Here is a 13,072-nt window from a genome sequence, read left to right as displayed (position 1 = left end):
CGGCTATGAACGCGCGTCCTTAACTTTGGAGACATGAAATGGGCTATCGCGTCGTTGTCGCCGGCGCCACGGGTAACGTGGGCCGCGAAATGCTGAACATCCTGGCGGAACGCCAGTTCCCAGTCGATGAACTTGCCGTACTGGCAAGCCGCCGTTCGCTGGGCACAGAAGTTAGCTTTGGCGACAAGACACTGACAACCCAAGACATCGACACCTTCGATTTCACCGGCTGGGACATGGCCCTGTTCGCCATCGGCTCGGACGCGACCAAGGTCTACGCCCCCAAGGCGGCCGAGGCTGGTTGTGTGGTGATCGATAACTCGTCGCTGTACCGTTACGACCCGGAGATTCCGCTGATCGTGCCGGAGTGCAACCCGCAGGCGATTCACGACTACAAGAACAAGAACATCATCGCGAACCCCAACTGCTCGACCGCGCAGATGGTGGTCGCGCTGAAGCCGCTGCATGACCGCGCCAAGATCAAGCGTGTGGTCGTGTCGACGTATCAGTCGGTTTCGGGTGCCGGTAAAGAGGGCATGGATGAGCTGTGGGATCAAACCAAAGCGGTCTACAACCCCACCACGGACGTTCCACCGAACAAGTTCCAGAAACAGATCGCCTTCAACGTCATTCCGCAGATCGACGTCTTCATGGAAGACGGCTCGACCAAGGAAGAGTGGAAGATGGTTGTCGAGACCAAAAAGATCGTCGATCCGTCGATCAAGGTCACAGCCACCTGCGTTCGCGTTCCCGTGTTCGTCGGCCACTCTGAGGCCGTGAACATCGAGTTCGAGGAATTCCTGGACGAAGACGAAGCGCGTGACATCCTGCGCGAAGCGCCGGGCATCATGGTGATCGACAAGCGCGAACCGGGCGGCTACGTCTCGCCGGTTGAATGCGCGGGCGACTTTGCCACCTTCATCAGCCGCATCCGTCAAGACTCGACCGTTGAAAACGGCATCAACCTCTGGTGCGTTTCGGACAACCTGCGCAAGGGTGCTGCCCTGAACGCCGTCCAGATCGCAGAACTGCTGGGCCGCGAGGTGTTGAAGAAGGGCTAGACTTCTTTCTTCGAACAAGAATTTTACAACCCCGCCAAAGAGTTGGCGGGGTTTTTTTATACTGTTGCCGATTTGCTAGTTACCCGGCGACAAAAACCTGTAACGGCTGTGTTAGGTCAGCGAAACGCCAAATTGGTGCCGTATTGTGAAACTATTCTTTGGAAAACACGAAGAGAGTTCTGGTTTTGGATACATTAAACGCATTTCTAGAGAGCGTCATAAGCGCGCCGATAGATCTAAACGTGCGCTATTCGCTTTTTTACCTGAGCTGCACCGTTATTATCGCCTATTTCATCTGGAGGCACCGTCGAGTCCAAGACAGTTTCCTGAATTGGCTTGTTCCCAAACACGTATATTCTCATCGGTCTAACTTGCTTGACATAAAGCTATTTTTTGCGAGCAGGGTCGTTGGCGCACTTGGAATTTTTGGGGCTTTGTTCTTTCCAACAACTTTGGCCTTTGCCCTTCTATATCTTTTGAGTGGAGAAAAATATGATCCTGCGCCGTCAACATGGGCACAGGCCTTTTTGGTTACGGTAATAGTTGTCGTCACAACTGACTTTTGTAAGTACTGGGCACACCGCGCGCACCATGAGATGAAATTTCTCTGGCCGTTTCACGCAGTTCATCACTCGGCGGACGTCCTTACTCCCCTTACCGTTCAACGTGTGCACCCCATTGAACCTTTGCTACGAAACATCTTGATCTCAATTGTCGTTGGCATCGTTCAAGGTGTGTGCCTCTACGTATTGGTCGGACAAATCGATATCTTGACGATTGGTGGCGCGAACGCGCTGTACTTCCTTTTTAATGCGCTTAGCGCGAATTTTCGGCACAGCCATATCTGGATCAGCTATGGACGGGTCATTGAGCACATTCTGATTTCACCCGCACAGCATCAAATCCACCACTCGGTAGCCGTCAAACACCACGATAAAAACTATGGTTCCATGTTCGCGCTCTGGGACTGGATGTTTGGGACGCTGTATATCCCGTCCAAACAAGAAAAGCTCACATTCGGAGTATCGGATGGAACCGGAAAGCCGGTCGATCAGCCTTACCCTTCACTGACCGCGGCACTCATTCTTCCGTTCAAGGAAAGCTGGGATGCAATCAAGAGTGCGACCGGTTCACGCACAGGTTTCACGCAAACGGTCGCGCCAGATGCAGAATCCATAAGCCCGGGCTTTTCCTTGTGGTTGGACTTTGTACGTGCGAGCGCCGCGTTGACCGTTCTGTTTGGCCATATGGCTCACATCAGGTTCACGCGGGGGGACTATTACTTCTTGCGGGAATGGAACGTCGCCAGCGATGCGGTAGCAGTGTTTTTTGTTCTTTCTGGCGTCGTGATTGCTTACGCGGCGGGCCGGGACCAGACGCTTGGGCGTTACGCGTTCAACCGCGCAACAAGGATCTATACAGTTCTCATTCCTGCACTCATCTTGACAATTGTTTTTGATGCGATTGGTACCCGCGTTGACATGTCCGCCTATCCGGATCGTTACTATTCCGCGCTACCTTTGGGGGAATTTCTGTGGCGGGGTCTGACCGTCACCAACCTTTGGACAGGCATGTCTGATTGGGTCCGGCTGGGCACAAACGGACCAATATGGTCACTTAGCTATGAAGTCGGGTTTTACCTTCTTTTTGGTTGCCTCATCTTCCTGAAGGGTCCCTTACGTATCGTTATCTTTTCCCTGATCGCCTTGATGGTAGGCATTCCAGTGCTGGCTATGTTCCCGGCCTGGTTGGTAGGTGTATTGGTTTGGAAGGCAGTACCGGACACCCGCACCAGTCATGCACGTGTCAAAGCTTGGTCTATGGCCCTTGGTTCCATCCTAATTTTGGTCGTGATGAAAGCGGTCAATTTACCGGGACTACTAGAACAATTCACGATCAAGGTTTTTCACCCACAGAACCATTACCTAATACTAGTTTACTCGGATGAAGTAATCTGGAACACAATAATTGCGGTCTTTGTTGCTATCCATTTGCTCGGTGTCCGCCGCATTACCCAAGGGATGTCGATTCCAGAGGAATCCTTGTTTTCTCGTACTGTGCGTTGGATAGCAGGGGCCAGTTTTTCACTTTATCTTGTCCACTATCCAACGCTTCATCTTCTTGATGCAGTATTGCCGGAAGGTTTGCCCGGATACGATCTCTGTTTGCTAGGTCTTACGTTGGCAACTTGTTTCGGATTTGCGGCGCTTTTTGAACGACCTCTGAAACAGTACAGAGCAGTCCTCAGAAAAATTGGAGGGCTGATTGCAGACACCTCCGAAGCTAAGCTCAAAGTCGAGCAAAACGCGCCTCAATCCGTCGAAAACCGATAGCGACAATGAATGCCCGCGCTATGATCACGCTCAAGCTACCCCTTCCCCTCGACCAGAACTTTCAAGTTGGTCAGTCCGCGTTCATAGTCACCGCCGACCCATTCATCCATCATCAAACCCATCCAGCGCGAAATGGGGTTCATACCCAGATCGCTTTCGAACCCCCAGGTCACCTGGGTTTGATCCCCCTCGGGTGTCAGGTCAAACGAGGCTGAGGCCGTCCCCATCGGACCAAAATCCAGAGCTGTTTTGACGGTCTGGTCCGGGATGCTTTCCACGATCTCCTGCGAGCCCGAGCCGACTTGCGGGTGATCCGAGGCCCAGTTGAGTGTGTTGCCTACACCCGCTTCCGGCCCGCTATAGGACAGTTGCGTTTCCGGGTCACGCGACAACCAAGGCGACCATTGCTCGGTCTCCTGCATGGAATTCACGTAGGGAAAGATCGCGCTGGCGGGCGCGTTGATCGTGATGCTGCGTGACAATTCGGCCTTACCGGGCAGCAGATAGGACACGCCAACCAAAACAAGAATAAGAACAATCAGACTGACAAGAACACGTTTAATGAATCGCATGATACGCTCCTGATCCGAAGAATATGCGCCGATCATATCAAAAAATGGCGCAAAATCAGAGGCCTGATCCGCGCCATTCGAATGTCTTCAGCTTGTGAACCGGTTAAACGGCTACAAATTTCTTTTCGTTGGGGTCATAGCACTGCAACCCACCTTCACCGATATCCGTCCACAGGCCGTGCAGGCTGAGCGCTCCGCTTTCGACTGCAGAGGACACGAACGGGAAGGTCATCAGGTTTTCCAGCGAAGCAACGACGGCCTGCCGTTCGAACTGACGCGCTTGTTCGACACTGTCTTCAACATCGGCAACCAATTCGTATTTCGGCTTTAGAATGTCCATCCAGCGACCCACAAAGCTCTCTTTGGCTTCCAGATGAGGGGCATGGCCTTTACACATGTCGATACAGCCCTGAACACCGCCACACTGCGAGTGGCCCAGAACGATCAAATGCGCAACCTTCAGCGCTGTGACGGCATATTCGATAGCCGCGCTGGTGCCATGGTGATCGCCATCCGGCGCATAAGGCGGAACCAGATTGGCAATATTGCGGTGAATGAAGAACTCACCCTGATCCGCGCCGAAGATCGAGGTCACATGGACCCGGCTGTCGCAGCACGAAATCACCATCGCGCGGGGACGTTGCCCTTCGGTTGCCAGCCGGCGATACCAGAATTGATTTTCCGTGTAAGTTGTGGCTTTCCAACCGTGGTAGCGCTTGACCAGATAGGCCGGCAGTGGCTTGGCTAAGTCCATTATCAAGTCCCAATTCTTATCGTTATCGGTTGCTGTACCCTGAATTCGCGGAAAATTCGACCCATTTTCCTGAAACAGCGCAAGGTTTTGCAAAGGGATTTACTGCCACTCTCCGCCTATGCCGTGGGGGCATAGAATTTTGGGGTGAATAAGGTGGATAAGATCATCACGCTTGAACACAAGGAAACTGTGCGGCTGGATTCCGACCGGTTGAATGGATTGTATAACCAACTGGGCGACAAGAACGCTCTGGATGTTCTGTGCCGCACGGTCGAGGAACTGGCTGTGCGCCTGTCAAACTGTGAACGGTTCTGGCGCCAGCGAGACTGGATCGGATTGCGCAAATGCGCGCGCTCGCTGGTGGCCATTGCTGAACAGATCGGTATGACCGCGCTGGCCCGGGTGGCTGGCGACGTGGCGCGATGCGTCGATGCCGGGGACGCGGTGGCCACCGGTGCCACCCTATCGCGCCTGATCCGGGTCGGTGAAAAGTCGCTGACCGTGATCTGGGACCAGCAGGATCTTTCGGTCTGACAGGGCTTGCGGACGGATCGTGGGCGGCTAGGCTGGGCGCAAATCGAACCAGCAGAGATGCCCATGACCCTGTCCTTCGCACCGCCATCCGAACCGTCGCTGCCGCTGCACGTTATTGCGCAACCCGATCTGGACGATTGGCTGAAAGATCAGCCTGAACAGATCGCGCAATGGGTCGAAGCCAGCGGCTTTACCGGGGCGATGGGTAAGGTCTTGCTGATTCCGGGACCAGACGGCGCACCGCAGTTGGCCCTTGCAGGTTATGGCAAAAGCAGTAGCCGGGCGCGCAAACGCTTCCCATTGGCCGCCGCCGCCGAGGTCTTGCCAAAGGGCCACTATCACATTGCATCGGGCGTACCGTCAGATGTGCTGAGCACCGAGTGTCTGGGCTGGTTGCTCACAGGATATGCCTTTGATCGCTATGCCAACCAATCACCCGCCAAAGCACGTCTGGTCGCGCCCGAAGGCGTGGATGCTGCGCGAATCGAGGTTCTGGCCAATGCCGAGGCGCTGATCCGTGATCTGGTCAACACACCGGCCTCGGATATGGGGCCTGGCCAGTTGCAGGCCGCAGCTGAGAATTTAACCCAGGAATTTGGAGCGACGTGCAACACCATTCTGGGCGATGCGCTGTTGGAGCAGAACTTCCCGATGATCCACACGGTCGGACGCGCCGCGGCGCAAGCTCCGCGTCTGATCGAGATGACATGGGGCAACTCTGGCCCCAAGCTAACACTGGTTGGAAAAGGAGTTTGCTTTGACACCGGCGGGCTGAATCTGAAACCGGGAAATTCGATGGCCCTGATGAAGAAAGACATGGGCGGCGCGGCCAATGTGCTTGGTCTGGCCCGTATGATCATGGCCTTGAAACTGCCCGTGCAGCTGCGCGTTCTGATCCCAGCCGTCGAGAACTCGGTTTCTGGTAATGCATTCCGCCCGGGGGATATTCTGACCTCGCGCAAAGGACTGACGGTCGAGATCAATAACACCGACGCCGAAGGAAGGCTGGTGCTGGCAGACGCCCTGGCCCTGGCGGATGAGGGTGAGCCTGACCTTATCATCTCGATGGCGACGCTGACGGGTGCCGCGCGGGTGGCGGTTGGCTCCGATCTTGCCCCCTTCTACACCGACGATGATACTGCGGCCAACGCGCTGGCCAACGCCGCCGCGCAAGCTGCGGATCCAGTCTGGCGGATGCCTTTCCACGAGCCTTACGAGTCTATGATCGAGCCCGGCATTGCCGATCTGGACAACGCACCTGCAGGCGCATTCGCAGGCTCGATCACGGCTGCCTTGTTCCTGCGGCGCTTTGCGGGCGACAGCCGCTATATTCATTTCGACATCTATTCCTGGCAGCCGGGCAAAGCCCCCGGTCGCAGCAAAGGTGGCCTCGGCCAGGGGCCGCGCGCCTTGCTGACCGCCCTGCCTGAGATTTTGGGCCTGTGACCCGCGCACGCGTCATAGCGCCGGTCGTCGACCTGCTACGCAGCCCGAATGGCCCGCGAGACCGGCAGTTATTGTTCGGGGATACAGTCGATGTCGCCGAAGAAGCCAACGGTTGGAGCCGACTGATCTCGGACAAGGACGGCTATCCCGGATGGGTTGCCTCGGATCAACTGGTGCCCGAGGTACCCGCAACACACTGGATCACTGCGCCCGCGACTCATGCCTATGCCAAACCGGATATGAAAAGCCCGGACCGAGTGTCGCTGAGCTTCGGCAGCCGGGTGCAAGTTTTGTCGGAACAAGGTCGGTTTCTTGAAACCGAGCTGGGCTTCATCCCGGCCATACACGCCAAACTGACGGAAACACGCCTGACCGATCCGGTCGCTGTGGCCGAACTGTTTCTGGGTACTCCCTACCTTTGGGGCGGCAACAGCCGGTTCGGCATCGATTGCTCGGGTCTGGTGCAGGCCGGGTTACTGGCATGCGGCATTCCCTGCCCCGGAGACAGCGGCGACCAGGAGCGTACGTTGGGAGAGGCACTGCCCGCAGGGACCGAGCCAAAACGCGGCGATCTGTTGTTCTGGAAGGGCCACGTGGCCTGGGTCTATGGCGACAACATGCTGCTGCACGCCAACGCCTACCACATGGATGTGACGTTCGAGCCGATGGATCAGGCGATTACACGGATCCTGGAACAGGGTGATGGGCCTGTGACGGCCCACAAAAGGCTCTAATCAAGGTCAACGGACCGGATCAGTTTGCGCTCCAGCACCCGCAGCACGGTGCGCAGGTCGTGTCCACGCTTCAGGATGCGCCCATCCATGCCGACCACCGAATACATCCCTTGCCTTGATCGCAGGCGCGGGTGTTTTTCGACCCGATAGATCGGATGCTCTGCGGTGCGTCGAAAGATGGAAAACACTGCCATGTCGCGCAGGTTGGAAATGCCATAATCACGCCATTCTCCGGCGGCGACCATCCGTCCGTACACGGACAGGATATGGGACATCTCGCGCCGGTCGAACGCGACGGGCATCTGGGCCGAGTTTGCAGAAAACCGGCTGGGAGGCTGCATGTTCATACCTTCAGCCTTGCCGGAAATCGCGTTTGAATCAAGCCTGCCGCGTTTTGGGTGTGGTATTTTTGGATCGCTGCGCGCTAGCGCCGCCCGACCTGTCGACAGATCAGAATCACCGGCAAAAGCCCGACAGCAAGGATCACCAGAGACGGCACAGCGGCCCCCTCTAACCGCTCATCCGAGGCCAAACGATAGGCCTGAACCGCCAATGTATCAAAGTTGAAAGGCCGCATGATCAGGGTCGCCGGCAGCTCTTTCATCACGTCGACAAAAACGATCAGCAGGGCCGTAAGCAGCGAAGGCGTCAGGATCGGAAGGTGCACCCGGCGCAGCGTGCCCAACGGTGATTGGCCCAAAGACCGGGATGCGGCATCCATGTTGGCATGCACGGTGCTTTGACCCCCCTCATATGCGCTGAGCGCAGCAGCCAGAAAGCGCACCATGTATGCCGCCACCAACAACCAGATCGACCCGGTGACCAGCAGCCCTGTTGAGACATCAAACGTCTCGCGCATCCACGCATCCAATGCGTTGTCGAATCTGGCGAAGGGCACCATCAATCCGACGGCAATCACGCCACCCGGCACGGCGTAGCCCAACCGCGCCAGATAACCCGCGCTGGACGACCCGCGCCCCGGACGCAGGCGTTGGAAGAACCCCACACAGATTGCCGCGCAGACGGTGACGACCGCCGCCACCCCGGCCAGTGTCAGTGAGTTCTGGATGAACCCGATATAGCGCCGCGACAGCAGGTTCTGTTCCGAAGTCAGACCCATTTGAATCAGGATGAAAACCGGCAGCAGGAACCCAAGCATCACCGGAATGGCGCATAGGGTAAAGGCCGCCACGGACTGCCAACCTTTCAACTGCGCCGACGGCAGAGAGGCATGGCTTTTGCCCGCCTGATAGTATTTCGCTTTGCCACGCTGCATCCGTTCGGCCACGGCCATTACCAGAGCGAACCCCAACAGGCACAATGCCAGCTGCGCAGCGGCGGCGCGGTCGCCGATCGAGAACCAACTGGTGTAGATACCCGTAGCAAAAGTCTGAACGCCGAAATAGGCCACCGTGCCAAAATCGGCGATCGTCTCCATGATCGCCAACAAGACACCGCCCGCAATAGCCGGGCGCGCCATTGGCAGCGACACATGCCAAAACGCTAGCCACGGGCTTTTGCCCAGCGCCCGGGCTGCCAGAAAGGCGGTGGCACTTTGCTGCAGAAACGCAGCACGGGCCAGCAGATAGACATAGGGATACAGCACGAGGATCAGCATCACCGCCGCGCCCTCGGTCGAGCGGATTTCGGGGAACCAATAGTCCCGCGGGCCCCAGCCGGTGACCTGCCTTAGCGTGGTTTGCACGATTCCCGGATGGTCCAGAATGAACGTGTAGGCATAGGCCAGCACATAGGCCGGGAAGGCCAGCGGCAGGACCAGCGCGATTTCCAGAAAGCGTACGCCCGGAAACCGGGTCATCGTCACCAGCCAAGCCGCGCCCACACCGATTGAAAACGTGCCAGCGGCCACCAGAACCACCAGAATGACGGTTGTCAGCGCATAGCCTGGCAAAACCGTCTCTAACAAATGCGAGACTGTATCTGTCCCACCCGTCACAGCAGCCAGAACAACGGCAACCATCGGCAGCAGACAGGCGGCAGCAACAAGGTAGGCCACCGTGGCCACCAATCGCGTGCCCAGCACGCCGCGATTGCGCGTTCCGTGTTCTGAATAGTCGATTTCGGCCATGGACCCGGGTTGTGACTGGCGTTGGCTGTTGATTAGCCTTTAATCGACCAAAATGCTAAGAAACACCAGTCTGCAGGGGAACAAATCTGCGGCACATACTGCCGCAGACGGGCTTTGTGATCATTCGTAGACGCGCTGATCCTCAATCACCAAACCGTCTTTGGGTAGCGATCCGGGGGCAACCACCTCGATCGCGCCTTTCAGCTTCAGGACCTCGACGACGGACCTGGCGTAGGCCATGTCGTCCCCCCCTGCGCTTTCGATCTGAACGGTCATGGTGTCCATCTCGCCCTGACGGGCAGCGATGACGCGGGCTTTGACGATCTCGTCATGTTTGTCGACAAGGGCCGCGACCTGTTCCGGTCGCACGAACATGCCTTTGATCTTGGTGGTCTGGTCCGCACGGCCCATCCAGCCCTTGATCCGCAGGTTGGTGCGACCGCAAGGGGAAACACCCGGCATGATCGCGGACAGGTCACCAGTGGCAAAGCGGATCAGCGGGTAATCAGGATTCAGAGAGGTTACCACAACCTCACCCACTTCTCCGGGTGCCACCGGTGTTCCGGTGCCCGGAGTGACGATCTCGACGATGACGTGCTCATCAATGATCATCCCCTCCATCGCGGCGCTTTCATAGGCAATGTTGCCCAGATCGGCCGTGGCATAACACTGCAGGCAGGAAATGCCCCGGTCGGCATAGTCCTGACGCAGGGACGGGAACAGTGCCCCGCCACCGACGACAGCTTTTGAGAATTCTAGGGCCACGCCCATCTCATCGGCTTTGTCCAGAATGACTTTCAGGTAATCCGGCGTGCCCGCATAAGCGGTACACCCGACGTCCCGCGCCGCAGTCACCTGCAACTCGGTCTGTCCGGTGCCAGCTGGCAGCACCGCTGCACCAACGGCCCGCGCACCATTTTCAAAGATCATGCCGGCTGGCGTCAGGTGGTAGCCGAAACAGTTCTGAACGATATCACCCGGGCCTACGCCCGCCGCGTTCAGAAACCGCCCCATGCGCCACCAGTCGTGATCCGTGCTGCCCGGTTCGTAGATCGGACCGGGGGACTGGAACACGTGATGAAAGTGTCGCGCCGGTTTAACCGTAAAACCGCCAAAGGGCGGGCGCGATGCCTGCGCTTTGGCCAGGTCTGACTTACGCAGAACCGGAAGTCTGACCAGATCGTCGGCAGAGGTCACGGCATCCGTATCCGCACCGGCCAGATGCGCCGCAAACCCGGGGGCGGATAGGGCACGGCTGATCTGAGTGCGCAGCGCCTGCGCCTGATCGGCGGCACGTTCATCGGCTGATCGGGTTTCGAGTGCGTCGTAATAGGTCATCGCCAGATCCTCCATTCCCTTACAGCCACCTCTTGCGGCGGCGGTAAGATCGCACGTCACGGAAACTTTTGCGGCCTTCATCGGACATGCCCAGATAGAACTCTTTCACATCCGGGTTTTCGCGCAGGTCGGCGGCGGGACCGTCCATAACAACGCGCCCCGATTCCAGAATATAGCCGTAATGCGCGAACCTTAGAGCCACATTTGTATTCTGTTCGGCCAGCAAGAAGGACACGCCTTCTTTCTCGTTCAGGTCCTTGACGATGCCGAAAATCTCTTCGACCAGTTGCGGGGCGAGACCCATCGAGGGTTCATCAAGCAGAATCGTCTCGGGTCGCGACATCAGGGCCCGGCCCATCGCAACCATCTGTTGCTCTCCGCCCGAGGTATAGCCTGCCTGCGATCGGCGGCGTTCCTTGAGGCGCGGGAAATACGTGTAGACCAACTCAAGGTCCTGCTGAATGGCCGCCTTGCCATCCTTGCGGGTGTAAGCCCCGGTCAGCAGATTTTCCTCAACGGTCAGGTGTTCGAAACAATGGCGGCCTTCCATCACCTGGATGACGCCCTTTTCCACCAGATCGGCAGGATCACTTTCGTGCACGCTGTTGCCGCGATAGGTGATGGTTCCTTTGGTGACCTCGCCGCGTTCCGAATGCAGCAGGTTGGAAACAGCCTTCAGCGTTGTGGTCTTGCCCGCGCCATTACCACCCAACAGGGCCGTAATACCGCCCTTGGGTACGGTCAGGCTGACGCCTTTCAGAACGAGGATCACGTGGTTGTAGATCACCTCGATATTGTTGACTTCAAGCAGGGTTTCCGCCTGCACGTCAGTGGTTTGAGCCGCATCCAGCATCCGGGCATGTCCTCGTGCGTGTGTTGGGGTCGGGGCGGCAGCAACCCGCCGCCCCGAAAGTCAAAGCGCTTTAGTTGCAGCGCGTATCGATGTTGTTTTCTGCCGCATAAGCAGCCGAGTCCTCGGCGATCAGGGCGCCAATCACTTCGGCATCGGTCGGCTTGAAGTCCTGAACCGTGTTCCAGGTCTTGGCAGAGGCATCCCACTGGACGACACCAACCAAACCTGGGCCACCGTGGTTTTCACAGGTGACCGTGAACTCCGGGCCAAAACCGCCCATACCAAGCGCATCCATTTTTGCGTTGGTCATTTCCAGAGCTTCCATACCGTCCCGCATCATCGCAGGGGTGATGTCGGCAACGCCGTGGATCTCTTGTGCGGTCTTGATGGCCTCGGCGGCCAGCATCGCGGCGTAAAGGCCCCGGTTGTACTGCACCGTGCCCAACTGATCCCCGGCACCGGCAGCTTTGCCTGCATCGACGACAAAGGTTTGCAGATCGCCATAGACCGGATAGTCCTTACCCAGACCAGTGAAGGTCAGAGCTTTGTATCCATTGGCCTTTTCACCAGCCGGTTCGACGTCAAATTCGGCACCGGACCACCAGACACCGATGAAGTTTTCCATCGGGAACCGGATGTTCGCGGCCTCTTGCACGGCGACCTGGTTCATGACGCCCCAGCCCCACATGATCACATAGTCAGGCTTGTCGCGGCGGATCTGCAGCCACTGGGACTTTTGTTCCTGACCCGGGTGATCCACCGGCAGCAACGCCAGATCATAGCCATACTTCTCGGCCAGGGTTTCCAGGGTGCGGATCGGCTCTTTTCCGTAGGCAGAGTTGTGATAAACCAGCGCGATTTTCTTACCGCTCAGGTCGCCACCATTCTGCTCGAGCAGATAGTTGATCGCGCCCGAGGCACCGTTCCAGTAGTTGGCCGGGTAGTTGAACACGTGGCTGAACACAGTGCCATTTGCCGCCGAGGTGCGGCCATAGCCCATCGTGTGCAGCGGGATGTTGTCGGCGGTCACTTTGGGGATCAGTTGATAGGTGATACCGGTGGACAGAGGCTGATACACCAGAGCGCCTTCGCCTTTGGTGGACTCGTAGCACTCAACGCCTTTTTCCGTATTGTATCCGGTTTCGCAGGACACAACACGGATCGGTTCGCCGCCAACGCCGCCGTCGCGTTCATTCAGCAGGGTGAAATAGTCGTTGTATCCGTCCGAAAACGGGATACCGCCCGCAGCGTACGGTCCGGTCCGATAGCTGAGATCCGGGATCACCAGATCCGCCATCGCCGGCCCTGCGGCCATCAGGGCGCCCAGCGCCATGGTTGCCAGTGTCTTGTTCATCGGG

General features: G+C 57.6%; 12 protein-coding genes. 5 read left to right on the top strand and 7 right to left on the bottom strand.

The genetic code is table 11. The features are described 5' to 3' along the window. Window positions 1-38 precede the first annotated feature (38 nt). Together GOV53_RS16305 and GOV53_RS16300 are read left to right on the top strand one after the other, a co-directional pair. A complete protein-coding gene (locus tag GOV53_RS16305; protein WP_170468347.1) occupies window positions 39-1,061 on the top strand; it encodes an aspartate-semialdehyde dehydrogenase in 1,023 nt (340 codons plus the stop codon). 242 nt (window positions 1,062-1,303) lie between these two features. Beyond that, window positions 1,304-3,394, top strand: a complete 2,091-nt coding sequence (locus tag GOV53_RS16300; RefSeq protein WP_170468345.1) for a sterol desaturase family protein — start codon at window positions 1,304-1,306, stop codon at window positions 3,392-3,394. 35 nt (window positions 3,395-3,429) lie between these two features. Here GOV53_RS16300 and GOV53_RS16295 read toward each other — a convergent pair whose 3' ends face one another. Next, the gene (locus tag GOV53_RS16295) at window positions 3,430-3,966 is read right to left on the bottom strand and encodes an SRPBCC family protein (protein WP_170468344.1); all 537 of its coding nucleotides are present in this window, start codon (window positions 3,964-3,966) and stop codon (window positions 3,430-3,432) included. A gap of 103 nt (window positions 3,967-4,069) precedes the next feature. Beyond that, window positions 4,070-4,720 carry a carbonic anhydrase gene (locus GOV53_RS16290; RefSeq protein WP_170468342.1) on the bottom strand — a complete coding sequence of 217 codons (651 nt, stop codon included), beginning with the start codon at window positions 4,718-4,720 and terminating at the stop codon, window positions 4,070-4,072. A 144-nt stretch (window positions 4,721-4,864) separates the two neighbouring features. Here GOV53_RS16290 and GOV53_RS16285 point away from each other — a divergent pair, with 144 nt between their 5' ends. The 3 genes from GOV53_RS16285 to GOV53_RS16275 all read left to right on the top strand — a co-directional run bounded on the left by GOV53_RS16285 (window position 4,865) and on the right by GOV53_RS16275 (window position 7,434). After that, a complete protein-coding gene (locus tag GOV53_RS16285) occupies window positions 4,865-5,254 on the top strand; it encodes a hypothetical protein (RefSeq protein WP_170468340.1) in 390 nt (129 codons plus the stop codon). Between the two features lie 63 nt (window positions 5,255-5,317). Then, window positions 5,318-6,700: a leucyl aminopeptidase family protein gene (locus tag GOV53_RS16280; protein WP_170468338.1), complete on the top strand. Its 1,383-nt coding sequence runs from the start codon at window positions 5,318-5,320 to the stop codon at window positions 6,698-6,700. Then, window positions 6,697-7,434: an NlpC/P60 family protein gene (locus tag GOV53_RS16275; RefSeq protein ID WP_170468336.1), complete on the top strand. Its 738-nt coding sequence runs from the start codon at window positions 6,697-6,699 to the stop codon at window positions 7,432-7,434. The genes GOV53_RS16280 and GOV53_RS16275 overlap by 4 nt, the downstream gene beginning before the upstream one ends. Here the strand turns inward: GOV53_RS16275 and GOV53_RS16270 are convergent. The 5 genes from GOV53_RS16270 to GOV53_RS16250 all read right to left on the bottom strand — a co-directional run bounded on the left by GOV53_RS16270 (window position 7,431) and on the right by GOV53_RS16250 (window position 13,068). Then, window positions 7,431-7,781, bottom strand: coding sequence for a DUF2794 domain-containing protein (locus GOV53_RS16270; protein ID WP_170426184.1), 351 nt, complete (start codon window positions 7,779-7,781; stop codon window positions 7,431-7,433). The two genes, GOV53_RS16275 and GOV53_RS16270, sit on opposite strands and share 4 nt — an antisense overlap. A gap of 77 nt (window positions 7,782-7,858) precedes the next feature. Next, on the bottom strand, window positions 7,859-9,523 hold the full coding sequence (locus GOV53_RS16265; protein WP_170468335.1) for an ABC transporter permease: 1,665 nt from the start codon (window positions 9,521-9,523) through the stop codon (window positions 7,859-7,861). A 120-nt stretch (window positions 9,524-9,643) separates the two neighbouring features. Beyond that, a complete protein-coding gene (locus tag GOV53_RS16260; RefSeq protein WP_170468333.1) occupies window positions 9,644-10,861 on the bottom strand; it encodes a phenylacetate--CoA ligase family protein in 1,218 nt (405 codons plus the stop codon). A 19-nt stretch (window positions 10,862-10,880) separates the two neighbouring features. Continuing rightward, window positions 10,881-11,714, bottom strand: coding sequence for an ABC transporter ATP-binding protein (locus GOV53_RS16255; RefSeq protein WP_170426189.1), 834 nt, complete (start codon window positions 11,712-11,714; stop codon window positions 10,881-10,883). Window positions 11,715-11,784: 70 nt separating this feature from the next. Continuing rightward, window positions 11,785-13,068, bottom strand: coding sequence for an ABC transporter substrate-binding protein (locus GOV53_RS16250; RefSeq protein WP_170426191.1), 1,284 nt, complete (start codon window positions 13,066-13,068; stop codon window positions 11,785-11,787). Window positions 13,069-13,072: the final 4 nt, after the last annotated feature.

This window comes from Ruegeria arenilitoris, from assembly GCF_013035315.1.
Lineage (GTDB): Bacteria > Pseudomonadota > Alphaproteobacteria > Rhodobacterales > Rhodobacteraceae > Ruegeria > Ruegeria arenilitoris_D.
Note: the sequence above shows the minus strand (reverse complement) of the source record. Positions and strands in the feature narration are given on the sequence as shown.